Source organism: Brevibacterium renqingii (genome assembly GCF_017808095.1).
GTDB classification, from domain to species: domain Bacteria; phylum Actinomycetota; class Actinomycetes; order Actinomycetales; family Brevibacteriaceae; genus Brevibacterium; species Brevibacterium renqingii.
Genome location: NZ_JADBHG010000006.1, coordinates 107,450 through 133,235 on the forward strand (window position 1 = coordinate 107,450; position 25,786 = coordinate 133,235).

Annotated in this window: 21 protein-coding genes and 1 tRNA gene; 6 read left to right on the forward strand and 16 right to left on the reverse strand. The window is 68.1% G+C overall.

Going from position 1 to position 25,786, the window contains the following annotated elements; genetic code table 11:
- The first annotated feature begins 169 nt into the window (after positions 1–169).
- The gene (locus IIE29_RS12370) at positions 170–1,354 is read left to right on the forward strand and encodes a glycerate kinase (RefSeq protein ID WP_209325588.1); all 1,185 of its coding nucleotides are present in this window, start codon (positions 170–172) and stop codon (positions 1,352–1,354) included.
- Positions 1,351–1,818, forward strand: coding sequence for a peroxiredoxin (locus IIE29_RS12375; RefSeq protein ID WP_209325589.1), 468 nt, complete (start codon positions 1,351–1,353; stop codon positions 1,816–1,818). Before IIE29_RS12370 ends, IIE29_RS12375 begins: the two co-directional genes overlap by 4 nt.
- 81 nt (positions 1,819–1,899) lie before the next feature.
- Here IIE29_RS12375 and allB read toward each other — a convergent pair whose 3' ends face one another.
- The 12 genes from allB to IIE29_RS12435 form a co-directional block, all read right to left on the reverse strand.
- Positions 1,900–3,255: an allantoinase AllB gene (allB, locus tag IIE29_RS12380; protein WP_246475931.1), complete on the reverse strand. Its 1,356-nt coding sequence runs from the start codon at positions 3,253–3,255 to the stop codon at positions 1,900–1,902.
- A gap of 77 nt (positions 3,256–3,332) precedes the next feature.
- A complete protein-coding gene (gene gcl / locus IIE29_RS12385; protein ID WP_209325590.1) occupies positions 3,333–5,126 on the reverse strand; it encodes a glyoxylate carboligase in 1,794 nt (597 codons plus the stop codon).
- Positions 5,127–5,251: 125 nt separating this feature from the next.
- Positions 5,252–6,139: a 2-hydroxy-3-oxopropionate reductase gene (locus IIE29_RS12390; RefSeq protein WP_209325591.1), complete on the reverse strand. Its 888-nt coding sequence runs from the start codon at positions 6,137–6,139 to the stop codon at positions 5,252–5,254.
- 33 nt (positions 6,140–6,172) lie between these two features.
- Positions 6,173–7,003, reverse strand: coding sequence for a hydroxypyruvate isomerase family protein (locus IIE29_RS12395; protein WP_209325592.1), 831 nt, complete (start codon positions 7,001–7,003; stop codon positions 6,173–6,175).
- Positions 7,004–7,192: 189 nt separating this feature from the next.
- Positions 7,193–8,479 carry a guanine deaminase gene (gene guaD / locus IIE29_RS12400; RefSeq protein ID WP_209325593.1) on the reverse strand — a complete coding sequence of 429 codons (1,287 nt, stop codon included), beginning with the start codon at positions 8,477–8,479 and terminating at the stop codon, positions 7,193–7,195.
- A 42-nt stretch (positions 8,480–8,521) separates the two neighbouring features.
- Positions 8,522–9,307 carry a xanthine dehydrogenase accessory protein XdhC gene (gene xdhC / locus IIE29_RS12405; protein WP_209325594.1) on the reverse strand — a complete coding sequence of 262 codons (786 nt, stop codon included), beginning with the start codon at positions 9,305–9,307 and terminating at the stop codon, positions 8,522–8,524.
- Positions 9,304–11,685 (reverse strand): xanthine dehydrogenase molybdopterin binding subunit, encoded by a 2,382-nt coding sequence (gene xdhB, locus IIE29_RS12410; RefSeq protein WP_209325595.1) that lies wholly within the window; start codon positions 11,683–11,685, stop codon positions 9,304–9,306. The genes xdhC and xdhB overlap by 4 nt, the downstream gene beginning before the upstream one ends.
- Positions 11,682–13,178, reverse strand: coding sequence for a xanthine dehydrogenase small subunit (locus IIE29_RS12415; RefSeq protein WP_209325596.1), 1,497 nt, complete (start codon positions 13,176–13,178; stop codon positions 11,682–11,684). Before IIE29_RS12415 ends, xdhB begins: the two co-directional genes overlap by 4 nt.
- 218 nt (positions 13,179–13,396) lie before the next feature.
- A complete protein-coding gene (locus IIE29_RS12420) occupies positions 13,397–14,863 on the reverse strand; it encodes an NCS2 family permease (protein WP_209325597.1) in 1,467 nt (488 codons plus the stop codon).
- Positions 14,864–15,140: 277 nt separating this feature from the next.
- A tRNA-Ser gene (locus IIE29_RS12425) sits at positions 15,141–15,231 on the reverse strand.
- Between the two features lie 85 nt (positions 15,232–15,316).
- On the reverse strand, positions 15,317–15,748 hold the full coding sequence (locus IIE29_RS12430; RefSeq protein ID WP_209325598.1) for a nucleoside deaminase: 432 nt from the start codon (positions 15,746–15,748) through the stop codon (positions 15,317–15,319).
- A gap of 26 nt (positions 15,749–15,774) precedes the next feature.
- Entirely contained in the window at positions 15,775–16,323 is a 549-nt protein-coding gene (locus tag IIE29_RS12435) for a tRNA adenosine deaminase-associated protein (protein WP_209325599.1), read from the reverse strand.
- A gap of 72 nt (positions 16,324–16,395) precedes the next feature.
- Here IIE29_RS12435 and upp point away from each other — a divergent pair, with 72 nt between their 5' ends.
- From upp to IIE29_RS12450, 3 genes are all read left to right on the forward strand, one after another.
- A complete protein-coding gene (upp, locus tag IIE29_RS12440; RefSeq protein ID WP_209325600.1) occupies positions 16,396–17,034 on the forward strand; it encodes a uracil phosphoribosyltransferase in 639 nt (212 codons plus the stop codon).
- A gap of 252 nt (positions 17,035–17,286) precedes the next feature.
- A complete protein-coding gene (locus IIE29_RS12445; RefSeq protein ID WP_209325601.1) occupies positions 17,287–18,105 on the forward strand; it encodes a winged helix-turn-helix transcriptional regulator in 819 nt (272 codons plus the stop codon).
- 91 nt (positions 18,106–18,196) lie between these two features.
- A complete protein-coding gene (locus IIE29_RS12450; RefSeq protein WP_209325602.1) occupies positions 18,197–19,138 on the forward strand; it encodes an endonuclease/exonuclease/phosphatase family protein in 942 nt (313 codons plus the stop codon).
- Between the two features lie 23 nt (positions 19,139–19,161).
- Here IIE29_RS12450 and IIE29_RS12455 read toward each other — a convergent pair whose 3' ends face one another.
- Together IIE29_RS12455 and IIE29_RS12460 are read right to left on the reverse strand one after the other, a co-directional pair.
- Positions 19,162–20,352 carry a MarP family serine protease gene (locus tag IIE29_RS12455; protein ID WP_209325603.1) on the reverse strand — a complete coding sequence of 397 codons (1,191 nt, stop codon included), beginning with the start codon at positions 20,350–20,352 and terminating at the stop codon, positions 19,162–19,164.
- A gap of 8 nt (positions 20,353–20,360) precedes the next feature.
- Entirely contained in the window at positions 20,361–21,896 is a 1,536-nt protein-coding gene (locus tag IIE29_RS12460) for a PrsW family intramembrane metalloprotease (RefSeq protein ID WP_246475932.1), read from the reverse strand.
- Positions 21,897–22,263: 367 nt separating this feature from the next.
- On the opposite strand from IIE29_RS12460, the gene IIE29_RS12465 reads away from it, so the two are divergent.
- Positions 22,264–24,207 (forward strand): LPXTG cell wall anchor domain-containing protein, encoded by a 1,944-nt coding sequence (locus tag IIE29_RS12465; RefSeq protein ID WP_209325604.1) that lies wholly within the window; start codon positions 22,264–22,266, stop codon positions 24,205–24,207.
- A gap of 16 nt (positions 24,208–24,223) precedes the next feature.
- Here IIE29_RS12465 and IIE29_RS12470 read toward each other — a convergent pair whose 3' ends face one another.
- Together IIE29_RS12470 and IIE29_RS12475 are read right to left on the reverse strand one after the other, a co-directional pair.
- Positions 24,224–25,012: an HpcH/HpaI aldolase family protein gene (locus IIE29_RS12470; RefSeq protein WP_209325605.1), complete on the reverse strand. Its 789-nt coding sequence runs from the start codon at positions 25,010–25,012 to the stop codon at positions 24,224–24,226.
- A complete protein-coding gene (locus IIE29_RS12475) occupies positions 24,997–25,782 on the reverse strand; it encodes a fumarylacetoacetate hydrolase family protein (protein ID WP_209325606.1) in 786 nt (261 codons plus the stop codon). Before IIE29_RS12475 ends, IIE29_RS12470 begins: the two co-directional genes overlap by 16 nt.
- Positions 25,783–25,786: the final 4 nt, after the last annotated feature.

The following is a 25,786-nucleotide window of genomic DNA, read 5'->3' on the forward strand; positions in this document are numbered from 1 at the left end:
TTCCAAACAGATGCTTCGAGTCTGCTGTCCGCTCGACCCGATGTCAAATTGCTCACACGTTATTCTGGAAACTTTCTTCCGTATTGTGGATAATGGTCTCTGGCGGTGTCGCGGTCCGTTCCGTGAGCGCCGCACCACCGCGATCACGACAATGAGGTTGAATGAGGTCATGAGCATCGAAGCTGCGTCACCGGGCCCGAGAATCGTCTGCGCCCCCGATTCCTTCAAGGGCTCGGCCTCCGCCCCGGCTGCGGCGGCCGCGCTCGCTCGCGGGGCCCGCGCGGCACTCCCTGACGCCTCGGTCACCGAGCTGCCCTTCGCCGACGGCGGCGAAGGCACACTCGATGCGCTCCTGGCCGTCTGGGGCACGCCGGCGAAGACGGTCGAGGTCGTCGATGCGCTCGGCCGCCCTGCCTCGGCGCTCTTCGGCATCTCCGCCGACGGTCGCACCGCGGTCATCGAGGCCGCCCAGGCCAACGGTCTGCCGCAGGTCTCAGATGTCCCGCTGCAGCCCGAACGCGCCGACACCTTCGGCGTCGGGCTCATCGCCCGCGCTGTGCTCGACCTCGGCGTCGACGAGATCCTGCTGTGCATCGGCGGATCAGCGAGCACCGACGGCGGAGTCGGTCTCGTCTCCGCGCTGGGCGCGCGCTTCGCCGATGCCGACGGCGCCCCGATCGCACCGGGCGGCGGAGGGCTGTCCGCCCTGGCATCCGTGGACGCCTCGGAGCTGGATCCGCGAGCACGCTCGGTGCGGTGGCGGATCGCCGTCGACGTCGACAATCCGCTCACCGGACCGCGCGGCGCCGCCGCGGTCTTCGGACCGCAGAAGGGGGCCGATTCCGAGGCGGTGGCCTCCCTCGACGCCGGTCTGAGCCACCTCGCCGAGGTGCTCGCCGACTCGCCCGCCGAGGCCGAGACACTCGCTGCACGGCCCGGCTTCGGCGCCGCCGGCGGGATGCCGATGGCCCTGACGGCCCTGCTCGGTGCCGAGGTGGTGCCCGGGTCGACGATGGTCGCCGAGGCCGTGGGCCTGACCGAGGCGCTGGCTGACGCGGACATCGTGCTCACCGGGGAGGGGTCCTTCGACTCCCAGTCCCTGGGCGGCAAAGTCGTCGCGGCAGTGCGCGACCATGCCCCCGCCTCGGCGCACATCGTCGTCGTCGCCGGACGCGTCGGGCTCTCACCGGCCGAATGCCGGGAGGCGAACATCACCGCGGCCCTGTCGATCGCACCGGGGCCGGCGGACCTGAAGACCCTGTCCGAGCGGGCAGACACCCTGATCGAGGACACGGCCGCACATGCGTGCTCGCTCGTGGCCGCAGGAATGACACAACGAAAGGACGCACTATGACCACTCAGCTCAGCACGGGGGACACCGCCCCGGATTTCTCCCTGGCCGACGCCGAGGGCACGACCTTCTCGAAGGCGGACTTCGCCGGCAGGAAGGTCATCCTCTACTTCTACCCGAAGGCCGCGACGCCCGGCTGCACGACCGAGGCCTGCGACTTCCGCGACAACCTCTCGTCCCTGGCCGCGGCCGGATTCGAGGTCCTCGGAGTCTCGCCCGACGACGCCGAGTCGATCCGGGCCTTCGCCGCCGATGAGGGCCTGACCTTCCCGCTGCTGTCCGACCCCGGCGCCGAGGTCGCGAAGGCCTACGGCAGCTTCGGTGAGAAGACGATCGGCGACAGGACCTTCGAGGGCACTCTGCGCTCGACCTTCGTCATCGCCGAGGACGGCACGCTCGACCGCGCCGAATACAATGTCGACGCCCAGGGCCACGTCGCCCGTCTGCGCGAAGAGCTCGGCGTCTGATCCTCCCCCGCGGCAGCGACGAACGGCGGCCCTGACACTCAGCGAGGTGTCAGGGCCGCCGTCGGTTCGTGCGAAGAGGTGTCAGCGCGCGGTCAGGAGGGTCCCGCGGGGCTCGTCGAAGTCCACGGGGGCACCGCGCAGGAGGGTGCGGGTGACGCGGCCGCGGACGGTGCGGGCGTCGTAGGCGCTGATCTGGTTGCGGTGGTAGAGGTCGCTTGCGCGCACCGTCCACTCCTCGTCAGGCGAGAACACGGCGAAGTCCGCGTCGTTGCCCTCCGCGATCGCGCCCTTGTTCTCCACCCGCGCCACTGCGGCCGGAGCCGCGGACATCCAGCGCACGACCTCGGCGAGATCGATCCCGCGCTTCGCAGCCTCGGTCCAGACGACCGAGAGTCCGAGCTGCAGGGACGAGATCCCGCCCCAAGCCGCACCGAAGTCCCCGGTGTCGAGCAGTTTGAGCTCGGCCGTCGAGGGTGAGTGGTCGGAGACGATGCAGTCGATCGTGCCGTCGATGAGCCCCTGCCACAGCGCTTCCCGATTGGATTCCTCGCGGATCGGCGGGCAGCATTTGTGCGTCGTGGCCCCATCGGGGATCTCCTCGGCGGAGAAGACGAGGTAGTGCGGGCAGGTCTCCACCGTCAGCTTGATGCCCTCGGCCTTGGCCGCTGCGATCTGCTCGAGCGCATCGGCCGAGGACAGGTGGAGGATGTGGGCCCGAGCCCCGGTGGCCCGGGCGGCGTCGATGACGCGGGCGATCGCGACGTTCTCGGCCTCACGCGGGCGGGTGGCGAGGAAGTCGGAGAACTTCGGGCCCGAGTTCTTCGGCGCCCCGGTCATCACCTCATGGTCTTCGGCGTGGACGATGAGCATCCCGTCGAACGAGGCGATCTCGGCCATATCGGTCTGCATCTCGGCCGGCTCCAGCGGCGGGAACTCCTCGACGCCGGAGTCTTCGAGGAAGCATTTGAACCCGTAGACCCCGGCCTCGTGCAGTGGCCGCAGCTCAGACGTGTTGCCGGGGATCGCCCCGCCCCAGAAGCCGACGTCGACGAAGGCCTTCGGACCTGCGACCTCGCGCTTGGTCTCGAGCGCTGCGACGTCGACCGTCGGCGGCAGGGAGTTCAGCGGCATGTCGACGATCGTCGTCACGCCCCCGGCCGCGGCCGCGCGGGTGGCGCTGGCGAAGCCCTCCCATTCGGCGCGACCGGGGTCGTTGACGTGCACGTGCGTGTCCACGAGCCCGGGCAGCAGCACCTCGTCGCTGCCGACCTCGATGACGTCCACCCCCGCCGAGGCGGTCCCGCTCAGTTCGTCCCCACCGCGGGCGATCTCGACGGTCCGGCCGTCCCTGACTCCGATCCGGGCGGAGTCGATGCCACCGGGGAACACAGCCCTTTCGGCATGGATGACCAGATCAAAGGTGGCGTCTTTGCTCAAATTTCCTCCTCAGTCGCCCGACCCGACGGCCGGTGGATGCGGTGCTCAAGCACCTTCAGCGGTATACCGTTCCCAGCCTACTTTGCCGCGGCGAGTTCTCCCATCGGGGTCAGTGCCGTCGGGGCGTCGGCGGGTGTCTGAGCGAGCGTCTCGAACTCGTTGATCGCATCGAGTGCGGTGCCCATCGAGATGTTCGTGACGCGTTCGAGGATGACCTCGACGACCACGGGCACCTGATGTTCGCTCATGAGCTCCTTGGCCACGCGCAGGCCCTCGCCGATGAGTTCTGGATCCTCGACCCTGACAGCTTTGCACCCGAGTCCGAGGGCCACGGCCACATGGTCGACGCCGTATCCGGACGAAGCGGATCCCGAGGAGTTGATGTTCTCGAAGGCCAGCGAGACCTCGTAGTCCATCTCGAAGCCGCGCTGGGACTGGCGGATCAGGCCGAGGTAGGAGTTGTTGACGACGACGTGGACATAGGGGATCTGGTGCTGCGCGCCGACGGCGAGCTCTTCGATCATGAACTGGAAGTCGTAGTCGCCGGAGAGCGCGACGACGGTCTCGCCCGGTTTGCCCTTGGCCACGCCGAGCGCCGCCGGTCCAGTCCAACCCAGGGGCCCGGCCTGGCCGGCGTTGATCCAATGGCGGGGACGGTAGACGTGGAGCATCTGCGCCCCGGCGATCTGGCTCAGCCCGATCGTCGACACATAGGTGACGTCCTCGCCGAAGGCCGCGTTCATCTCCTGGTAGACCCGCTGCGGCTTGATCGGCACCTCGGTGAAGTTCGTCTTCCGGTGTTCGGTCGACTTCCGAGCCGTGCACTCGCCGGCCCAGTCCGTGAAGTCCGGGAGGCTGCCCGCCCGGCCGCGAGCGGCGCTCAGCAGTGCGTCGAGGGCGGCGCCGGCATCGGAGACCACGCCGTAGTCGGGAGTGAACACCCGTCCGATCTGGGTGGGCTCGATGTCGATGTGGACGAACTTCCGCCCGTTCCGGTAGACCCCGAGGTCGCCGGTGTGCCGGTTCGCCCACCGGTTGCCGATGCCGATGACGAGGTCGGAGTCGAGGAAGGAGGCGTTGCCGTAGCGGACATGCGTCTGGATGCCGACCATGCCGGCCTGCAGATCGTGGTTGTCGGGGATCGCACCCCAGCCCATGAGAGTGGGTGAGACCGGGATCGAGGTGAGCTCGGCGAATTCGACGAGGCGATCGGCGGCGTCGGCGTTGATGATGCCGCCGCCGGCGATGATGATCGGGTGCTTCGCCTCGGCGATGAGATCGAGAATCTTCTCCGCCTGCGCCGAGGTCGCCGCCGGCTTCGAAGGGGCGAGCGGCTCGTAGGTGTCGATGTCGAAGTCGATCTCCGTCTGCTGCACATCGAGCGGCAGGTCGATGAGCACCGGTCCCGGACGGGCCGAGCGCATGAGCTGGAAGGCGGCCTGGAAGACTCCGGGGACCTGACCGGCTTCGAGCACGGTCTTGGCCATCTTCGTCACGGGCTTCGCGATCGAGGCGATGTCGACGGCCTGGAAGTCCTCCTTGTCGAGCACTGCCACGGGAGCCTGTCCGGTGATGCACAGGATCGGCTGCGAGTCCGCCGCGGCCGCATAGAGGCCGGTGATCATATCGGTGCCGGCCGGCCCGGACGTGCCGAGGCAGACTCCGATGTTCCCGGCCGCCGCCCGGGTGAAGCCGTCAGCCATGTGCGAGGCTCCCTCGACGTGGCGGGCCAGGGTGTGGCGGATTCCGCCGTGGGCCCGCATCGCCGAGTAGAGCGGGTTGATGGCCGCTCCCGGCAGACCGAATGTCTCGGTGGCCCCTTCCTTCTCGAGGATGAGCGCCACTGCGTCGACTGCGCGCATACGTGTCATTGTTCTTCCTTCGTTCATGAGCCGGCGACGACTCTGTCGCCGGCGCTGCTGGTGGTGGGGCGGGGCCGGCAGTGTCGTTGGGCCGACGGCCCCGCCCGGATCGTGTGCCTCGTCGAGGCGGTGGCTCAGCCCTGGTCCTTGCCGGAGAGCTGTTCGACGACGGTGAAGAGCCCGGAGTGGTCCAGTCCCCCATTGCCCTGCTGCACCGTCGAGGCCACGAGCTGGGCGACGGTCGAGCCGAGCGGGATCGCGACCCCGGCCTCGCGGGCGGCGGCGGTGACGATGCCCATATCCTTGTGGTGCAGCTGCAGACGGAATCCCGGGTCGAAGGACCGGTCGAGCATCTTCTGGCCCTTCTGCTCGAGCACCTTGGAGCCGGCGAGCCCGCCGCCGAGCACCTCGAGCGCCGAGGTGGTCTCGACTCCGTAGGCTTCGAGGAAGACCACGGCCTCGGCCAGCAGTCCGATGTTTCCGGCGACGATGAGCTGGTTGGCGGCCTTGACGGTCTGTCCCGCACCCGAGGGGCCGACGAGCACGATCGTCTTGCCCACGGCGGCGAACACGTCTGCCATGGCGTCGAAGTCGCCCCTGTCGCCGCCGACCATGATCGAGAGCACACCGTCGATGGCTCCCGGCTCACCGCCGGAGACGGGGGCGTCGAGCGGTTTGAGCCCCTTCGCCGCGGCCTGCTCGGCCAGGCTCTTGGCCACATCGGGGCGGATGGTCGAGAAGTCGATCCAGGTCGCGCCCGACGAGGCGGCTGCGAGGATCCCGTCCTCGCCGAGCAGCACGTCCTCGACGTCGGGCGAGTCCGGGACCATGGTGATGATGACCTCGGCTCCGTCGACGGCCTCGGCGATGGTGCCGGCGGCCTTTCCGCCCGCCTCGGCGAGTGCCTGGGCCTTCGCCGGGGTGCGGTTGTAGCCGCGGACGGTGAAGCCGGCGGAGACCAGGTTCTTGGCCATCGGCAGGCCCATGATTCCGAGTCCGATGAATGCGATTGTCTTGCTCATTGGAAGTTCCTTCGTGTCGGGGTTGCGGGTGGTTCAGGCCGTCTGCGCGGCGCGGCTGAGCCAGTCGAATGCGGTGGCCTGCTCCTGCTTGTACTCCAGGGCGATGGGTCCGTCGTAGCCGAGCTCGAAGGCGCGGTCGATCCACTCCTGAAGCGGCAGCTGTCCGGTGCCGGGTGCGCCCCGGCCCTCGGCATCGGCGATCTGGATGTGTCCGAAGTTCGCGGCCTCTGCCTCGATGACCGCGGCGACGTCGTCGCCGTTGACCGACATGTGGAAGAAGTCGGCGAGCACGGCCACGTTCTCGGCCCCGTCCGCACGGACCCGGGCGACGACCTCGGCGGCGTCGGCGAAGCGCTTGAGCGGGTAGGCCTCGGCCCCGGAGACGGGCTCGACGAGGACGGTGCCGCCGATCTCGGCCACGGCGCGGGCGGCCAGTGCGAGGTTGGCCACGGCGGTGGCGTCCTGGTCGGCGGCGTCCTGCCCCTCGATGCGCAGCCCGTAGAGGGCGTTGAAGGCCTTGCATCCGGTGCGGCGGCCGATCTCGACGACGATGTCGACGTTCGCGGCGAAGTCCGCCTCGGCGCCGGGGACCGAGACCATTCCGCGGTCGCCGCCTGCCATGTTCCCGGCCCAGAAGTTCAGTCCGGCGAGCTCGACTCCGGCCGATTCGAGGGAGTCGATGAACTCATCGACCTCGGCGGGGCTCGGCGTCGGGTTGCCGTCGAAGGGCCACCAGAACTCGACGCGGTCGAATCCGGCGTCCTTCGCGGCCTGTGCCCGCTCCATGACAGGCAGCTCGGTGAGCAGTGTGGAGCAGTTGAGGACGTAGCTGTCGGCAGTGGTGAAGTCGAATGTCGCGGTCATGGAGCTCTCCTTTGAGATTCACGCTGTTTCCGTATTGCGGAAGTGTATTTCCATTGCGTGAAATAAGCATAGACAGCCTCCCTGCGCCGAGTCAACCCTCACCGGTGGCCGGCCCCGAACACAGCTGACGGCGGCCCTGCCGCCTCGTCCGAGGTGGCGGGACCGCCGTCAGTCGGCAGCGGGGTGGGGTCAGGCGGCCTTCACGGGCTCACCGTCGACCCAGACTTCGGCGATATCGGCCGGGGTGCCCATGGCGAAGATCGTGGCCAGCGCGTCGGCGTCATCGCCGGCATGCCGGATGCCGACGTCGAGCGGCTCGCCTGCGGCCGGCCGGATGAGCACGGCGTCGAAGCGTTTGCCCTCCGACAGGTCGCCGACCTCGTCGAGTTGAAGCGCCTCGGCGCCGGCGGCCGTGGCCAGATGCAGCAAGTGCGCGGATCCCAGCGCCACTCCCCCGGTCGGGTCGAGCTGCTGCATGAAGTAGGACTGCACGCCCTCCTTGAGCAGGTTGAATCCCGTGCCCGCCCCGACATCGGAGCCCAGCGCGACACGCACTCCGGCGTCGAGGTGGCGCCGCAGCGGGAAGAAGCCGCTGGCCAGCGCCGAGTTCGAGGTCGGGCAGTGTGCCGCGACCGCACCGACCTCAGCCATGCGCGCCAGCTCCCGATCCTGCGGGTGGACGTTGTGGGCCAGCACCGTGCGCCGGCCGAGCAGCCCCGCCCGGTCGTAGGTGTCGAGGTAGTCGAGCGCCTTCGGGTGGATCTCGGCGACGCCGGCGATCTCGTCGCGGTTCTCGTTCAGGTGGGAGGTGACCCAGATGTCCGGGTTGGCCTCCGCCAGGGCTCCGCCGGAGGCGAGCAGTTCGGGGCCGGCGGAGAATGAGAAGCGCGGAGTCACCGCGTACCGGAGCCGGCCGGCGCCGTGCCACCGGTCGATGAGCGCTTGGCCTTCGGCCACCGAGCGGTCGACATCGGTCAGCAGCGGCTCGGGCAGGTTCCGGTCACTGGTGACCAGTCCCGAGGTGATCCGCAGGCCCGCCTCGGCGGCGGCGGAGAAGAAGATGTCCATGGCGGATGCGAAGTGCGAGCCGAAGACCATCGCCGAGGTGGTCCCCGCCGCCTGCAGCCCTGTGAGGAACTCTCCGGCCACCGCCTCGGCGTAGGCATCGTCTGCGAGCTTCGCCTCCTCGGGCAGAGCGCAGTGGTCGAGCCAGTCGAGCAGAGGCCTGCCCAGGTGTCCGATGGCACGGACCTGCGGGAGGTGGACATGGGTGTCGACGAGCCCCGGGATGAGCACGCCCTCGCGCAGGTCGACGACCTCGGCCTCCGGATGGGCGGCTCGGGCGGTGGACCAGTCGGTGCGGGCGGTGATGAGTCCGTCGTCGACGACGAGGGCGATATCGGATGCGGAGCGCAGGTGCCCTCCGGTGAACGGGCTGTCCGGGGTGTCGAAGACACGCGCACGGTAGATGACCACGGTGGTTCTCCTTGGTTCGGATGGGTGAGACGGGGATGGCGCTCAGGCCATGCGGGCGAGCAGGTCCGCGGCGGCGCTGACGGCGATCAACGCGGGCTGTTTGCCCGGCAGTTCGGGCAGGCCGATGGGGCACCGGATGGTGTCGACGGCTTCGGGCGCGAAGCCTTCGGCCACGAGGTTCTTGCGGAAGCGCTGCCATTTGGCGCTCGAGCCGATGAGACCGACCGAGCCGAGGTCGCCGCGGCTCAGGGCCGCGATGCACAGGTGCAGGTCTTCGGCATGGTCGTGGGTCATGATGAGCACGTGCGTGCCGGGCGGAAGCCCGGCGAGCACTTCCTCCCCCACGACGGCGAACTCGCGGCGGATGCGCGCGACCGGCGCCTCGAGTCCGTCGAGGGCTTCGAGCTGTTCGGGCCGGGAGTCGGACACGACGAGGTCGATCTCGTGCCGGGCGAGGATCCGAGTCAGTTCGAGCCCGATGTTGCCGATGCCGAAGATCGCCGCCGAGGCGGGGACGGGCAGCGGTTCGAACAGCACAGTGACCTCCCCGCCGCAGCACTGCCGACCGTACTCGGCCGGGGCCTTGTCGTTGAGCCGCAGGGTGAGCATCTCCGGGACCCGCTGGTCCTCGGCGAGCAGTTCGCGGGCACGGGTGACCGCCGTCATCTCGAGATTGCCACCGCCGATGGTCCCGAACAGACCGTCGGCGGTGGCGATCATCTTCGCTCCGGCCTCGCGCGGGGCATGGCCGCGCACCGAGGCGAGCGTGACGAGGACGGCAGGCACCCGAGCCCTGCGGAGCTCGGCTGCGGTGTCCATCCAGGTCATGACGGAACTCGTTGTCCTTCCGCAGCCGCCCGGATCGGAGCCCCGCCCGTTGCGGAGCGCACGTCCTCGATCGCCCAGAACACCGCCTCGGGGGTGGCCGGGGAGGCCAGCTGCACGGAGGCGTCGGACGCGCCGAAGGCGGCCACGGCCTCGCGGAGGGCCTCGCGGACGGAGAAGGCGAGCATGAGCGGGGGTTCGCCGACGGCCTTCGAACCGTAGACGGCACCCTCCTCGTGGGCCTTGTCGAGCAGCGAGACGTTGAAGACCTCCGGAGCCTCGGAGAAGCTCGGGATCTTATAGGTGCTCGCCCCCTGCGTGGCCAGGCGCCCTCGGCTGGGCCGGTCGGAGTCGTCCCAGCGCAGGTCCTCGAGGGTCAGCCAACCGGCGCCCTGGACGAAGCCGCCCTCGATCTGGCCGAGGTCGATGAGCGGGGACAGGGAGTCTCCGACGTCGTGGACGATGTCGACCCGGCGCAGAGTGTAGGAGCCGTCGAAGCGGTTGACCTCGACCTCGGAGACGGCAGCGCCGTAGGCGAAGTACTTGAACGGCTCGCCGCGCATCTGCGACAGGTTCCAGTGCAGTCCCTCGGTCCGGTAGAAGCCCGAGGCCGAGAGTTGGATGCGCTGGAAGTAGGCGGTATTGATCAGCTCCTCCCAGGTCACGGTCTTCGACGAGGACAGTGCCGAGACGATGCCGCGGGAGATGACCACCTCGTGGGCGGGTGCGCCTAGCAGTCCCGCTGCGACCTGCTTGAGGCGGTCGAGGATCTGATCGCAGGCGTCCTTCACCGCTCCGCCGTTGAGGTCGGAGCCGGAGCTGGCCGCCGTCGCCGAGGTGTTCGGCACCTTGTCCGTGCGGGTGGGCGCCAGGCGGACGGTCGACAGGGGCACACCGAGGGTGGTGGCCGCGACCTGCAGCATCTTCTGGTGCAGGCCCTGCCCCATCTCGGTGCCGCCGTGGGTGACGAGGACGGAACCGTCCTTGTATACGAGCACGAGGGCTCCGCCCTGGTTGAAGGCGGTGAGGTTGAACGAGATCCCGAACTTCACCGGGGTGATCGCCAGACCGCGCTTGAGGTATTCGCTGCCTGCGTTGAAGGCCTCGATCTCGAGTTCCCTGGCCTCCAGATCGGATTCGGAGATGAGCTGGTCCCAGCAGGCTCCGATCCGCTCGGGGTGGCGCACCGGCTGATAGTAGGGAGTGTCCTGGCCCTCGGCATAGAAGTTGCGGCGACGCAGCTCGCGCGCACTCAGGCCGAGCTTCGGTGCGACCCGTCCGATGATGTCCTCCATGACGAGCATGCCCTGCGGCCCGCCGAATCCGCGGAAGGCCGTCTGCGAGGTCTTGTTGCATTTGGCGATGCGGCCGTTCACCCGGATATTCGGCACCCAGTAGGCGTTGTCGATATGGCACATGGCCCGGGTGAGCACGGGCTCGGACAGGTCGAGGCTCCATCCGCCGTCGGCGGTCAGGCTCGCGTCGAGCGCGAGGATCTTGCCCTCCTCCGTGAACCCGACCTTCCAGGAGGAGTGGAAGCCGTGGCGTTTGCCGGTCATCGTGATGTCCAGCGTCCGGTCCAGTCGCAGCCGCACCGGCCGGCCCGTCAGTGTGGCCCCGAGTGCCGCGAGCGCGGCATAGCCGTGGGGCTGCATCTCCTTGCCGCCGAATCCGCCGCCCATGCGCAGGCACTGCACCGTCACCTCGTGGGCGGGGACGCCGAGCACGTGCGAGATGATGTCCTGCGTCTCGGTCGGGTGCTGGGTCGAGGACTGGACGAAGATCTGCTCGTTCTCGTCGACATGGGCCAGGCAGGCCTGTGTCTCGAGATAGAAGTGCTCCTGTCCGGCGAATTCGAACTCACCCTCGAAGACGTGCGCGGCATCGGCGAGCGCGGAGTCGACCTCGCCCTTGTCGATCGTCAGCGCCTCGCCGTGATAGCTGTCGGCCGCGATCGCCTCGCGCACGGTCACGAGGGATGCGAGCTCCTCGGTCTCGGCGACGACTGCGGCCGCACCTTCCTTCGCCGCTTCGAGGGTCTCGGCGAGCACCCAGGCCAGCGGCTGGCCGAAGAACATGATCTCGTCTTCCGGCAGCATCGGCTCGTCGTGTTTGACGCCTTGGTCGTTGACTCCGGGGATGTCAGCGGCGGTGATGACCCGGACGACTCCGGGCACCCGGTACGCGCCATCGGCGTCGAGCGAGTGCAGGCGTGCATGGGCCACCGTCGACTGGACGGGGTAGGCGTGGAGGACTCCGGTCAGGCGCCCGACGAGGTCGTCGGTGTAGAGCGCGGATCCGGTGACGTGGCCGAAGGCGCTTTCGTGGGGGTGGCGCTCACCGACGATCGGGTCGACGGGGCGCTGGGAGAGCCGGCTCATGACTTGACCTCCTTGCTGGTCGCGGCCGTGCGGCCGAGCTGCTCGGCGTAGAAGCGTTCGAGCGAGGACTTCAGCATCGCGGTTCTGTACTTCGCGCTCGCCCGGTGGTCGTCCATCGGTGTGCCTTCGGCGGCGAGGGTCTCGGCCGCTGCGTGCACGGTCTCGAGCGTCCAGGGCAGGCCTTCGAGCCGGGCTTCGGTCGACCGCGCCCGCAGCGGGGTCGCCGCGACTCCGCCGAGGCCGATACGGGCTCTCGTGATGATCCCGTCGGTGACGTCGACGGCGTAGCCGATCGCGACCGAGGAGATGTCGTCGAAACGGCGTTTGGCGATCTTCTGGAAGGACGTCAGCGGCGCCAGCGGCAGCGGGATGCGGATGGCGGTGATGAGCTCATCGGGCTCGCGCACGGTCTGCCGGTAGCCGGTGAAGTACTCGCTCAGGGCGACGCGGCGCTGTCCCCGGGCCGAGGTGAGCACGAGCTCCGCTTCGAGCGCCAGCAGCGCCGGCGGGGCGTCGCCGATGGGTGAGCCGGTGCCGAGGTTGCCCCCGATCGTCGCCGCATTGCGGATGAGGCGGGACGCGAACTGCGGGAACAGCTTGCCCAGCAGCGGGATGTCGCCGGCGAGCTCTCGTTCGAGCTCGGACAGCGTGTGGGCCGCGCCGAGTTCGATGAATTCCGCGGTGCGACGGACGCCGCGCAGTTCGGGCAGGCGGTCGATGGCGAGCACGGATTTCGCACGCGCTCCCTTGATGTTGACCTCCACACCCCAGTCGGTGGATCCGGCGACGACGGCGGCTTCGGGGTCGGCGGCGAGGATCTCCACCGCCTCGGTCAGCGTGGCGGGGCGACGGTAGCGTCCGAGCTCACCGCCGGCGGTGTCGGCCCGGTGCAGGTCCGTGGCCACCGCCTCGGGAGCGGGCCGGCTGCGTCGCGCGGCGAGAGCGTCGCCCTCCTCGGGCTGCCCGAGGGCGAAGGCGGCGTCGCGGATGGGACGGTAGCCGGTGCAGCGGCAGAGATTGCCCGACAGCGAATGGAGGTCGAAGCCGTTGGCCCCGCAGTGGTGGTCGGTCTGCTCATCGCGCACCTCGGCACGTTCGGGCCGGTAGTATTCGGCGGCCATCGAGCAGATGAAGCCGGGAGTGCAGTATCCGCACTGCGAGCCTCCGCGGACGGCCATCTCCTCCTGGACGGGGTGGATCGTCTCGCCGTCTGCCAGCCCTTCGGCGGTGATGACCTCTTGGCCATCGAGGGCAGCGGCAGGGAGGAGACATGAATTGATCGAGGTCCAACGGGTCGTTCCGTCGGAATCGGGGCGGGCGATGAGAATCGCACAGGCCCCGCATTCGCCTTCAGCGCAGCCTTCCTTCGCTGCGGTCAGTCCCTGACCGCGAAGGAAGTCCAAGGCGTTCGTATGAGTCGGCCCGGTCAGATCCCGGGTGACCCCATTGACAGTGATCCGGCATCCGGATGTGTCTGTCGTCACTGCAGACATCCCAATTACCTCCTGCGCCTCTTCCCTGAGGCGCACAGTGCATGGTTGGAGCATTTGCTGGTTCTTCGAAACTTCTGGTTATCCATGCGAACAGCAGCGAAGAACTCCCAAGTGCTGTCGAGACGACGACGTGTGCATCGTGTCGACGGCCGCGGACGGCCGTCATCTTCCGTGGGCGATCTGCCCCCTGCCCCAGGCGTGATGCTCAGTCAATGTGATCATCCTCCCAAGATAGCCGATATCGGTCCGCGAACGAAGTACAGGATGAATCCGAGCGAGACCACCCACAGCAGCCAGTGGACATCGCGACCGCGTCTGCTCATCACGTGGATGAGGGACCAGGAGATGAATCCGACGCCGATGCCATTGGCGATCGAGTAGGTCAGCGGCATCGTGACCATCGTGAGGAAGACCGGCAGCGAGGTGCGGAAGTCGCTCATGTCGATCTCCTTGACCTGGGTGACCATCATCGCGCCGACGACGACGAGGGCGGCGGCTCCGGCCTCCATCGGGATCACTCCGATGAGCGGGGCGAAGAACATCGACACGAGGAAGAGCGCACCGGTCACGAGCGCAGCGAGACCGGTCCTGGCCCCCTCTGCGATCCCTGCCGCAGCATCGACGAAGACGGTGTTCGACGACGCCGAGGCGGCACCGCCGGCGACTGCCCCCAGTCCCTCGACGACGAATGCACCGCGGATGCGGGGGAACATTCCGTCACTGGTCTGGAGTCCCGCCCCGCGCGCCAGACCCGTCATCGTTCCCATCGCATCGAAGAAGTTCGTGAATACGAGGGTGAAGACGAGCATCGTCGCGGCCAGCACGCCGATCCGCTCGAACGAGCCGAAGAGGTCGAAGGCGCCGAGCAGTCCGAAGTCGGGGATCGCCACGATCTGGCCGGGCAGTTCGGGCGCACTGAGGTTCCAGCCCAGCGGGTCGGGATCGACCGGGTCACCGACGGTCCCGAGCTTGGCGAATGCCTGGATGATCATCGCGATGACCGTGGCCACTGCCATGCCGATGAGGATTCCTCCGGGGACCTGCCGGGCCACGAGCGTTCCGATGAGGATGAGCGCGAGCACGAAGACCAGCGTCGGCAGAGAGGCGATCGATCCGTCCTGCCCCAGCTGGACAGGAGGACCCTCCGGGGTGCGGGTGACGAAACCGGAGTTGACGAAGCCGATGAAGGCGATGAACAGGCCGATGCCCACGGTGATCGCGACCTTGAGCGCGTGGGGAACGGCGTTGAAGATCGCTGTGCGGATGCCCGTGGCCCCGAGGACGACGATGATGACGCCGTTGATCACCGTCAGACCCATCGCCTCCGGCCAGGTGACCTCTCCGACGACGGAGACGGCGAGGAAGGAGTTCATGCCCAGGCCCGCCGCCAGGGCGAAGGGCAGACGCGCGACGACTCCGAAGAGGATCGTGATGACGCCGGCGACGAGCCCGGTGACCGCGGTCAGCTGGGCGAAGTCGAGCGCGCTGCCCGCCACGTCCTCGGATCCGCCGAGGATGAGCGGGTTGAGCACGACGATGTAGGCCATCGCGATGAAGGCGACGATGCCTCCGCGGATCTCCTGCTTGATCGATGAGCCGCGACTGGTGATTTCGAAGAATCTGTCCAAGAGACCGGGTCTCTCGGACGCGGTCTTCACCGCTGTGGTCTGGTCGTTGTCAGCCATTGAGATGGGACCCCTTGATCTGTTCGATTCGGTCAGCCTGCGACCGCATTGTCACAGGCCCTGCGCCTTGAACCTGCGCACCGGAATAGACCGGCTCCGCGAGGAACCGTGTTTTCGCATCTTGGAAACCTGTTTCTATTCCATCGGCATAGTCTGCTCGCACGGAGGGGGTGTGTCAAACATCACACTCCGCCCCCGTTTGAGCATGATTGCCCGCGAACAGCTTCTCGACACAGTAAAACCCCTGCTCAGCGCTGAGACTGGCAGGGGTTTCACATGGCGGTGGCGGTGGGATTTGAACCCACGGTAGGGGGTTGCCCTACACGACATTTCGAGTGTCGCACCTTCGGCCGCTCGGACACGCCACCGCCGACAACTGTACAGCGGTGCTGTTTCGACCGCCAAATCGTCAGGATGTGAGCTGAGCCACGCCTCTGCCGGGGACCGCGAAACTCACCGTCGGGAGGCGAAGAACTCCCGCAGCAGCTCCCGCCCCTCCCCCGCTCTCACCCCGGAGGTGACCTCGGGGTGGTGGAGTGCGGCGCGATCGCGGAGCAGGTCCCAGATCGACCCCACGGCGCCTGCCTTGTCGTCGAAGGCCCCGAAGACGACACGGGCGATGCGGGAGCCGACGAGCGCGCCGGCGCACATCGCGCAGGGCTCCAAGGTGACGACGAGGGTGCAGTCGTCGAGGCGCCAGCGTCCGAGCGCCTCCGCAGCGGCGGAGATCGCCATGAGCTCCGCGTGGCCGAGCGGATCGGCATCGACCTCCCGGCGGTTGTGCCCGCGCCCGATCACCGCGCCGGCCCCGTCGACGATCACGGCCCCGACGGGAACATCGTCATGAGCGGGCGCGAGAGCCGCCTCGGCGAGGGCCAGGCCCATCCATTCCGCGTACGTCGGATCCGCGGTCAGCGCGCCGCCTCGAGCTGGTCGGCGAAGCCCACGGTCTCACCGACGTGGGCGACGACGCGGGCCGGGTCGGATCGGTGCTGCTCGACCTGCTCGATGAGTGCGGACGCGGGCACTCCCCGATCGGCGAAGATGTCGGCGTCCCCGCCCCATTCGGCATCGGGGTCGAATTCGAGCATCTCGACCTCGTCGTCGTCCTCATCGTCGTCCTCGGCCTCGTCCTCCTCGATGCCGAAGTCCTCTTCGGGCTCGGCCTCATAGGCGTCTGGGCGGGAGTCGAGGAGGTCGGCGAACATCTCCGCGAACGGACTCGCCTCGACCGCGGCGAGGTCGGAGAGGAAGACCTTGACCTCGTTGTTCTCGCACAGGCGCACGAGGCCGAACCACTCGTCCTCGTGCTCGATGACGGCGACCGCTTCGCCTGCGTCGCCCCCGGAGTTGCGCATCATATCGACCAGGTCGTCGAGGTCGTTCGCGTCGCCGACGTCGCCGTCGATTGCTCGGAAGCCGTCGCCGGAGTCGGCCAGGATCTCAGTGAAGTACGACATGCCTCCATTGTGAACTCTCCCGCCCGCATTGACCACTGCCGGCGGCGAGGAGTTCTCCCGTACCATTTGGGTATGCATCTTCACGCAGCCGATCACCCGCTCATCGCCCACAAACTCAGCGCCCTGCGCGATCAGAACACGGACTCCGCCCGCTTCCGCCAGCTCACCGAAGAGCTCGTCATGCTGCTGGCCTACGAGGCCACTCGCTCGGTCGCCGTCGAGGACAAGGAGATCTCGACCCCGGTCTCACGCTTCACCGGCACCCGGATCGCCGAACCGCGCCCCATCGTGGTCCCGATCCTGCGCGCCGGGCTGGGCATGCTCGACGGGATGCTGCGCATCCTCCCCACCGCCGAGGTGGGCTTCCTCGGCATGGTCCGCGATGAGACCACGTTCGAACCCACCGCCTACGCCGATCGGCTGCCCGACGACCTCACGGGCCGCCAGATCTTCGTCGTCGACCCGATGCTCGCCACGGGCGGCACCCTGGCCATGGCCATCGACTTCCTGCTCGCCCGCGGGGCCCGCGACGTCACCGCCGTCTGCCTCGTCTCCGCGCCTGAAGGCGTGCAGCGCATCGAACGCGACTACAGCGACTCCGCCGAGGTCAAGATCTACACTGCGGCCCTGGACGAGAAGCTCAACGAGAAGGGCTACATCGTGCCCGGGCTCGGCGATGCCGGGGACCGGATGTACGGGATCGTCGACTGAGCACTTCGTCATATTTCGTCACAATCGTCTCATTTTCGCCCGTTCCATTGCAGGCGATCTGCTGTGTGACAAATAATGAAGCCATGACTTCAATGATCGACCCGATGCGAATGCCTGCGGCAGCCATGTGTATGCCCTGCGTTCGCGGTCGGTGATCACCCTCCCGCTGTCCGGCCTCGAACGAGTACACGCACCCAGAAGCAGCGGACTCATTCAGTCATATCGACCTGACGGTCGGAGCAAAGGACAGCCATGACGAATCCCGAACCCGCCTACATCCATCCACGCAGCGCAGTGGCCACCCGTCGCGCAGGAGCCAGGTTGAGCGCAGTCGACCCGCAGAACGCCCCGCACACCTACGGCCCTGCCGGCGTCGTCCCCTCGCCGAAGGCCGCTCGCGGCATCATCGTCTACATCGGACTCGACGAGTCGAAAGCCGCCGCCGACGGCACGAATCTCTCCGCCATCGCCGGTGAGCTGCAGGCCTATGCGAAGGAGCTGGCCAGCCAGGCCGAGACCCAGGCCGTCATCGCCCTGGCTCCGGAAGGCCGGGGCAGCGACATCGATGCCGTCCGTGCCGTGGCCACCGGTTCGCCCGCCGCGACCGGCGCCCCGGCCGCCACACACGGGCCCGTGCGCTCCCGGATTCCCAACCGCATCCACCCGCCGACCCTGCGCGAGGACGCTGCCCCGGCGGCGCCCGCGCCGCGCGGTTTCGGCGGCCGGGCCGGCGATGTCTACACTCGTGCCGCCGGCGAACGTCTGCGCATCGACATCCCCCGCCGGGAGGTCCGCATCGACGGTGAGCTCGTGGATGTCACCACGAAGGAATTCGACCTGCTCGCCACCCTCGTCTCCCGCGCCGACGAGACCCTGCCCCGCGAGGAGCTCATCAGCGCCGTCTGGTCCGGCGGTGAGGTGCCCGACGAACGCACCGTGGACGTGCACATCCGCCGCCTGCGCCGCCGCCTCGGCGAATATGCCTCGGTCGTGCGGACGATGAGGGGTTCGGGCTATCGCTACGACACGCACCCGGACGTCACCGTGTGGAGCGCCACCGCGCGCGGATGAGGCCCTCTCGCCCCCGCGCACCCAGACTGTGGGCCGCATCGCACTGCCCACCCAGCGTGGAACCAGACTTCCCGGTTATGATCATTGATCGATGAACCAGGCATATTCACCAGCGCGCAGACGGCACAGCCCCGCGAAGGGCATCACCGCATTGATCTTCGGGATCCTCTATGCGGCGTTCCTGCTCCTCCACAGTCCGCTCCCGACGAGGATGGGCATCGCGCTCATCGTCGAATCGGTTCTGCCGTGGACGGGTGTCTTCCTCGCGCTCGTGCTGCTCATGTTCCTCATCCGCTTCTCGTGGCTGTCGGCCATCGGGTTCCTCGTCCCCGCTCTCGTGTGGGCGGGCATGTTCGGGCCCGCGCTGCTGCCGAACGAGAACTCCGGCGAGGCGGACCTGACCGTGGCCACCCACAATGTGGGGGCGAGGATGCCGCAGCCGACGGCCGCGGCGCAGAACCTCGTCGACCACGATCCCGACATCGTCACGATCCAGGAACTCGAGTCCCTGTCCGGCAAGATCATCCACAAGGAGCTCGACTCCGCATTCACGCACTCCCAGGTCGTCGACACCATCGGAGTGTGGTCGAAATGGCCGATGTCCGACCCCGAGGAGATCGACCTCGGCCTGCAGTGGCCGCGCGCGTTCGCGACGACGATCTCGACCGACCACGGCGACATCCGCTTCTACTCGGTGCATATGCCGTCCGTGCGCCCGGGCCACGAATCGATGCGCAACGCCGCGCTGCGGCGCCTGGCGACTGCGGTGGAGACCGACGATGCCGACCATGTCATCGTCGCGGGTGACTTCAATACGGCCTCGACCGACAACAACCTCTCGACTCTGGTTCCCCCGCTCGAGGACTCGCGCGAGCAGGCCCGAGGCGGCTTCGGCTTCACCTGGCCGGCCCAATTCCCCGTGACCCGGCTCGACCACGTCCTCTACCGTGGATTCGACGCCGCCTCGGACGAGGTGCTCGACCGAGGGTCGAGCGACCACCGAGCCGTGCTCGTCGGACTCGACCTCGAGTAGGCCGGCCCGGTTCACGGACCGGCTCAGTTCGTGCACTGCCCCGTCGGCTGCGGAGTGCGGCTGTTCGCCCCGGCCTCGAGCTCATCGGCGATCTCGGCCCGAGTCAGCGCATAACCGGTCTCACCATCGGTGGCCGACCGCGCGAAGATCATGCCGACGACATCGCCCTCGGCGTCGAGGAGCGGTCCGCCCGAATTGCCTTCGCGGACGATGCCGCGCACCGAATAGACCTCACGGACGACCGGGTTCGAATCGTAGATGTCGAGCCCGCGGGCGTTGATCTTCTCTCTCACGCGCGCCGGTGAGATCGTGTAGGGCCCGTTGGCCGGGAAGCCGACGACCACGGAGTCGTCACCGGGGCCGAGCCCGTCGCCGAAGTCGAGGGCAGGGGCCTCGAGCTCGGGGACACGGAGCACGGCCACGTCCGCCTCGGCGTCGAACCCGACCACCTCTGCGGAGTACGGCCGTCCTCTGCCTGCGACCTGGACGGCGAGTTCGGACGATCCTGCCACCACGTGGGCGTTCGTGGCGACGAGCCCGTCGCGGAAGACGAAGCCGGAGCCTTCCGAACCGGCGGGGCAGGTGGTGGCCGTGGTCGTGATCTTGACGACCGAGTCCTCGGCACCGCGACCAACGTCGACCATGGCCTCGTCCGGTTCGCCGACTCCGCGGATCTGTTCGGGTTGTCCGGAGAACACCTGAGGGAATCCGGTGGCGCTCAGCCCCTTCGCCAGACCGCCGAGGGCCGTCTGCGAGGAATAGGGGATGGTCCGGTCGATGGCCGCGATGACCGCTGAGTCGGCGACCCATCGATTCGGTTCGACCAGCGGAGTGGTGCGGACGAAACCGGCGGCGAGCCAGACGACGAGGACATATACGATGCCGGCGGTGATGGTGCCGCCGACGGCGTCGAGACCCTGCCCCAGATCGGAGTCCATCGAGCGTTTGATCCACGCTCCGATGCCGCTTCCGGCGAAGGCGAAGAGGACGCTGAGGACCAGCGGCATCGAAGCCAGGAGCATGAGCACACCGGGATTCTCCATCGCGGTCGTGCCCTCGCTCAGCGATTCGACCAGCGGCGAGAGCAGGCGCCCGAGGATCCACCCGACGACGAAGCCCGCGGCCGTGCCCAGGCCGGTGATGAGCCCCTGACGGAAGCCGGCGAACAGCGCGCCGATGCCCAGGGCGATGAGGAGGATGTCGACGACGGTCACGGGCAGGATTACCGAGCCGGGCGTCTGGATGCGGCCAGCAGCCGATCGCGGGCGTCGGAGAACTGCTTGAGCTCTGTCCTCTCGATCTTGCGCTCCTGCTCGCCGCCGATGCCGGCGAGCACGCGCATGCGGGTGGTCGACAGCCTGCCCGAGAGGCGGATCATGGTGCGCATCTCCTCCTTGCCACCGGGAAAGGAATGGGCCCATCTGCGGCCGTTCTTCCGTCCTTTCCAAGTGCCGAGCATGTCGACCTCGGCGTGGGTGAGCCATCCGGAGTTCGCATAGTCGCCGAGCATGTTCTGCGTGTGCATCCGCTCGCTGCGGCGCAGGACGAGGCCGAGGGCCACCCAGGCGGCGGAGAAGATGAGGCTGAAGGCTATGAGGCCGATCCGATTGACGATCTCGGGGAAGGCTCCGAGCAGAGTCATCGAGCCGTTCCAGAAGCTGTGCAGACCCATGCCCACGAGGAGGCCGGGCAGCCACATGAGGATCAGCGACCACCAGGGCCATTTGCGTGCGGCGAAGCCGATGGTCACACCGGCACAGGTCGAGAACGTCGTGTGCAGCAGCGGAGCGCAGAGGCAGCGCAGGATGAAGATCTCGATCAGCCCGTCGACCTGCTGCTCGTTCCAGGCCCCGCCGAGGTAGAGGATGTTCTCCGTGAAGGCGAACCCCGCACCGATGAGAGAACCGTAGACGAGGCCGTCGAGAGGCCCCTCGAAGAAGCGCCGAGCTGCGAGGACGATGACGACGAGGAGGACGGTCTTCGTCGACTCCTCGACGACCGGGGCCTGGAAGATCGCCCCGATGACATTGGGAACCCCGTTGATGCCGACCATGTAGAGCGCGACGTCGCTGACGAAGGAGAAGACGAGTGTGAGGATGACGGCGGCGACGGCGCCCCAGAGGAGGCAGATGCCCAAGAGGAGCTTCGGCTGCGGCTTCCAGCGATCGAGCCACAGCACGTAGGCGATGATGCCGATGAGCGGGATCGCCGAGAGTCCGATGAGCGCGAACAGGCGCACACCGAAGGCGATTCCTCCGATGAGGGCGAGGATGAGCAGGCCTGCGACGAGGCCGACGAGGACGACGATGGCGATGACGAGCCGGACGATGTTTCCGGTCGAATCGGGCTCGGTCTGCGGCTGGGACTGTCGCACCGCCCCCGTCCACGGGGTCTCGGTCACCACCTGCGCAGGCGCCTGCATCCCGGCTCGGATGCGCATCTCCTGGGTGACGGTCGGAGCGAATCGCGGCTGCGCGTAGACACGGGCCTGCATGGGAACCTGCCCGGGCATCACCGGCTGGCCCTGCGTCACCGGCTGGCCCTGCATCACCGGCTGGCCCTGCATCGGCGGTGGGCCCTGGACGGGTGGCGCGCCCTGGGGCTGAGGGCGTGGCCGGAAGCGGTCATTGTTCTGCTGCTGCGGCGGCACCTGCCCCTGCGGCGGCATTCCCTGCGGATCCTGCACTCGAGGCGGCTGGGGGCGCCACGGCCCGGGCTGGTTCGGCCCCTGCGAGCCGGGACCGTTCTGTGCCGACATAGATCGTCCTTCTTCAGTTGGGGAAAGTACCGCTCCTCCAAGTTTAGGGTCGAACACCGCCGGCAGGGGCCCGTTGATGTATCCGTCCAGCAACACTTCAGCCGACTGACACCGTCTTCGGAAGCCCGCCGGGCGTCCGACTCGGGCGTATTCGGCTGTGGACGACGAAGTGACCAGTGGCCGTCTCGAGGGGATCTCGAAGTACGCAGACTGCCGGACGCCTCCGGATCTCCCACCCACTCGCCTTCCCGGCGCCGAACTCGACCTCGCCGACTCGCACGCGGTTTCCTGTGGACCCCCGAACCGCTTTCCACAGGCACTGCGATGCCCCTGGCCCTCGGCAATGCGCTCCGTGTCGAATCGACGCATGACTGCTTTCAGACTCGCATCGCTGCGCACCGCACTGCTCCTCACCGTCCTCACAATCGCCTCGCTGCTCGGGCTGGGTCCGGCCCTGGCTGCGGGCCCGCCTGTCGGTCTCGGAGAGGTGCCGGTGCTCTCGGCACCGAACGCCTATGGTCCGGGCATCTGGCACCACGCGAAGGCAGGCAAGACATGGTACGGCTCCTATCGGACCTTCCCCGACACCTGGGCCTACTGCATCGATGCGGGGAAGAAGTCTCCGCTGTCGAAGCACTTCCCAGGTGCCGAGGCGGAACGGATCACCTCGCCCCGCACGGCCTGGGCGCTGCACGAATATGCGGATTCTGACTCGAAGGACGTGCAGGCGGCGCTCAGTGCCATGGCGCGTCTCGACAGAGCACTCCCCCACGACCATCAGGTGCCGCCGCAGAAGCCGGCCGATCTGGGCGAGAAGTTCGCTGGTGCCGCGAAGCAGCACTCGACGATCCTGGCGAAGGCGAAGAAGTACGCAGGCCCGTATACGCTTGATATCAACCTCGAACCGGTCCTGCAGATGCCCGTGCTCGAACCCTACGCCGCCGCGGAGTCCGCCTCTTCTCCTGACTCCGAGAAGTCTGATACCGACAAGGGCAAGATCCTCGGCACCCCCACCGATGAGGCGACGCTGACGATCTCGCTGACCAGTGCCTCCGGAGCACAGGTTCCCGACATCCCCATCACACTCTCCACCGATGGTGCGCAGGACTCCCCGAAGACCCTGACCACCGGAGACGAGCCCGTCACCACGACGCTGCAGGCGAGCGCTCCCGGCACACTGTCGGTCACCGCATCCGCGAAGGTCGCCCCGGAGGCCGTGCGCCTCTTCGAACCGACGAAGGGCACTCGTGTGCAGCGGGTCATCACCCCGGACAGTCCCGCCGAGGTCACGGACGAGGCGGCTCTCGAACTGAGTTCCCAGCCGAAGGTGACCACCGAGATCTCCGACCAGACACCGGCTCCCGGCACAGCTGTGACCGACGAGTTCACCGTCTCCGGTCTCATCGGCGATCACACGGTCACCGTCGAGCACACCCTGTGGCAGACGGCCACCCAGCCGAAGCTCGGCACGCAGAACGATGATGCCCGCGCCATCGGCTCAGTGACTTCGAGGGACGTCGGCAACGGTACCCACACATCCGGGGAGATCACGGTGCCCGAGGATTTCCGCGGTTGGCTCTACTTCACCGAGACCATCGCCGGTGACAAGTCGACGAAGGAATGGAGAGGCATCCACGGCCAGCCCCGAGAGACCGGGTTCGTTCCCTGGACCCCGAAAGCCGACACCGAGGCCGTGCTCGAAGGGACATCCACCCACGACGAGGTGGCCGTGACCGGACTGCGCCCTGGTTCCGAAGCCGTGCTCACCGTGACCGCCTACCATTCGACGACCGAACCCGAGCAGTCGTCGGAACCGCAGGGTGAGGAGCTGTCCGCACAGGACTACACCGTCGTCGCCGACGCCGACGGTCGCGCCGAGATCAGCACCGAACCGATCGACATGCCCCTCGGCTGGGTGACCTATGTGACGGCCATCGCCGGCAGCGATGTCAATGAGGCATGGACGAGCGACTGGGGAGTTCCGGCCGAGACGGTGCACCGGCCTCCAGAGGAGAAGCCGAGCACGCCTCCGGCTCCGCCGGAGAAACCGGAGGAGCCGAGCACGCCGCCGAACCCGCCGGAACAGCCGAGCACGCCGCCCGAGGAGCCCGAAGCCCCGGAACAGCCGGAGGGCATGCAGCCCCCAGCGGCCGAACCGGTCGCCGAGACTCCCGCAGCCCCGGCTGCGCCTGCCGAGCTGCCGCGCACCGGCACCACGGGCAACGGCGTGCTCATCGGTTTGGGCATCGTCCTCGTCGGACTCGGCACGACCGTCCTCCTCATCACGGGACGACGCCGTGAGGAGCGCTGAACACGAGGCCGCGGGCTCAGTCCTGCACCCATTCCTTCGCCCAGGCGCGGGCACCGTTCATCATCAGGCCGACATCGGCGCCGACGAGGACGAACGACGCCCCCGCGGCAAGGTACTTCCGAGCCTGCTCCGGATCGAAGGCGTTGACGCCGACGGGCTTGCCCGCCGCTCGCACCGCCTCGAAGGTCCTGGCCACGGCGTCCGTGACGTCCGGATGCGTCTGCTGGCCGAGCAGACCCATCGACGCGGCCAGGTCCGAGGGGCCGACGAAGACCTGATCGATCCCGTCGACAGAAGCGATCTCAGCGGCATTGTCGACGGCGGTCGCCGATTCGATCTGCACTGTCAGGGACACGAACTCCTCGGCCCGGGACAGGTAGCCGTCCACGGCATTCCACCGTGATGCCCGGGCCAGGGCCGAACCGACCCCGCGCACGCCCCTGGGGGGATAACGGACGGCGGCCACGGCCGCCTCGGCGTCGGATTTCGTATCGACCATCGGCACCAGCAGATTCTGAGCACCGAGATCGAGGTGCTGCTTGATCAGCACCTGATCATTGACCGGCACCCGCACCACCGGCGTGGCCGGATACCCGTTCATCGCCCGCAGCAGTGACGTCACCGTTTCGAGCCCGATCGGTGAATGCTCGGCGTCGATGAGCACCCACTGCATCCCGGAGGCCGCAGCGATCTCGGCGGCCACGGGCGAACCCGAGCACACCCACATCCCGGCCAGGTGCCGGCCCTCGTCGAGGGCCGCCACCCGGTCGGCGAAGGTCTGCGGAAGTTCTAGGCGAAGCGGCATGAGATGACTCCCAACTCTCCGTAGTCGGCATGGACGGTGTCGCCGGGATATACCCACATGGGGCGGGTGAACGACCCGGCCAGCACCGTCTCCCCCGCTTTGAGCACATCGCCGTGTTCGGCGAGTTTGTTCGCCAGCCACACGATGCCCCGAGCCGGATGGTCGAGCACGGCGGCCGCGACCCCTGAGTCCTCGATCGCCTCATTGCGGTAGAGCAGCGCATTCACCCGGCGCAGGTCCACGGCATCGACTGCGACCGGACGGCCGCCGAGGACCATCCCGCCCAGTGCCGCATTGTCCGAGATGGTGTCGACGATCGTGCGTCCTTCCATCTCGATGCGCGAGGACAGGACCTCGAGCGCGGGAACCACGTACTCGGTGGCCCGGAGGACGTCGAAGAGGCTGACATCGGGCCCGCGCAGCTCCTCGCGCAGGACGAAGGCGAGTTCGACCTCGATGCGCACTCCCGAGAACTGGGAGTGGTCGATGACGGAGCCGGTGTCATAGACCTGATCGGCGAAGATCGCGCCGTAGTCGGGTTCGGAGATGCCCGTGGCCTGCTGCATCGGCTTCGAGGTCAGGCCGATCTTGTGCCCGTACAGTCGGCGTCCTGCCGCCTCACCGCGCCGGCGCCATTCGTTCTGCACCGCATAGGAGTCCTCGACGGTCATGTCCGGGTGCTTCGCGGTGAGCAGACCGATCTTCTCGCCGGTCCTCTCCGCCTGAGCGAGATCGTCGGCGATGGCCGCGATCGTTGCCTCATCGAGCATCATC

Bases quoted from the DNA above. Each gene is read 5' to 3' on its own strand.
- IIE29_RS12370 (WP_209325588.1), top strand. From the start codon at position 170: ATGAGCATCGAAGCTGCGTCACCGGGCCCGAGAATCGTCTGCGCCCCC.
- IIE29_RS12375 (WP_209325589.1), top strand. From the start codon at position 1,351: ATGACCACTCAGCTCAGCACGGGGGACACCGCCCCGGATTTCTCCCTG.
- gcl (WP_209325590.1), bottom strand. From the start codon at position 5,126: ATGACACGTATGCGCGCAGTCGACGCAGTGGCGCTCATCCTCGAGAAG.
- IIE29_RS12390 (WP_209325591.1), bottom strand. From the start codon at position 6,139: ATGAGCAAGACAATCGCATTCATCGGACTCGGAATCATGGGCCTGCCG.
- IIE29_RS12395 (WP_209325592.1), bottom strand. From the start codon at position 7,003: ATGACCGCGACATTCGACTTCACCACTGCCGACAGCTACGTCCTCAAC.
- xdhC (WP_209325594.1), bottom strand. From the start codon at position 9,307: ATGACCTGGATGGACACCGCAGCCGAGCTCCGCAGGGCTCGGGTGCCT.
- xdhB (WP_209325595.1), bottom strand. From the start codon at position 11,685: ATGAGCCGGCTCTCCCAGCGCCCCGTCGACCCGATCGTCGGTGAGCGC.
- IIE29_RS12415 (WP_209325596.1), bottom strand. From the start codon at position 13,178: ATGTCTGCAGTGACGACAGACACATCCGGATGCCGGATCACTGTCAAT.
- IIE29_RS12420 (WP_209325597.1), bottom strand. From the start codon at position 14,863: ATGGCTGACAACGACCAGACCACAGCGGTGAAGACCGCGTCCGAGAGA.
- IIE29_RS12430 (WP_209325598.1), bottom strand. From the start codon at position 15,748: ATGGGCCTGGCCCTCGCCGAGGCGGCTCTCGCGCCCGCTCATGACGAT.
- IIE29_RS12435 (WP_209325599.1), bottom strand. From the start codon at position 16,323: ATGTCGTACTTCACTGAGATCCTGGCCGACTCCGGCGACGGCTTCCGA.
- upp (WP_209325600.1), top strand. From the start codon at position 16,396: ATGCATCTTCACGCAGCCGATCACCCGCTCATCGCCCACAAACTCAGC.
- IIE29_RS12445 (WP_209325601.1), top strand. From the start codon at position 17,287: ATGACGAATCCCGAACCCGCCTACATCCATCCACGCAGCGCAGTGGCC.
- IIE29_RS12450 (WP_209325602.1), top strand. From the start codon at position 18,197: ATGAACCAGGCATATTCACCAGCGCGCAGACGGCACAGCCCCGCGAAG.
- IIE29_RS12460 (WP_246475932.1), bottom strand. From the start codon at position 21,896: ATGTCGGCACAGAACGGTCCCGGCTCGCAGGGGCCGAACCAGCCCGGG.
- IIE29_RS12465 (WP_209325604.1), top strand. From the start codon at position 22,264: ATGACTGCTTTCAGACTCGCATCGCTGCGCACCGCACTGCTCCTCACC.
- IIE29_RS12470 (WP_209325605.1), bottom strand. From the start codon at position 25,012: ATGCCGCTTCGCCTAGAACTTCCGCAGACCTTCGCCGACCGGGTGGCG.
- IIE29_RS12475 (WP_209325606.1), bottom strand. From the start codon at position 25,782: ATGCTCGATGAGGCAACGATCGCGGCCATCGCCGACGATCTCGCTCAG.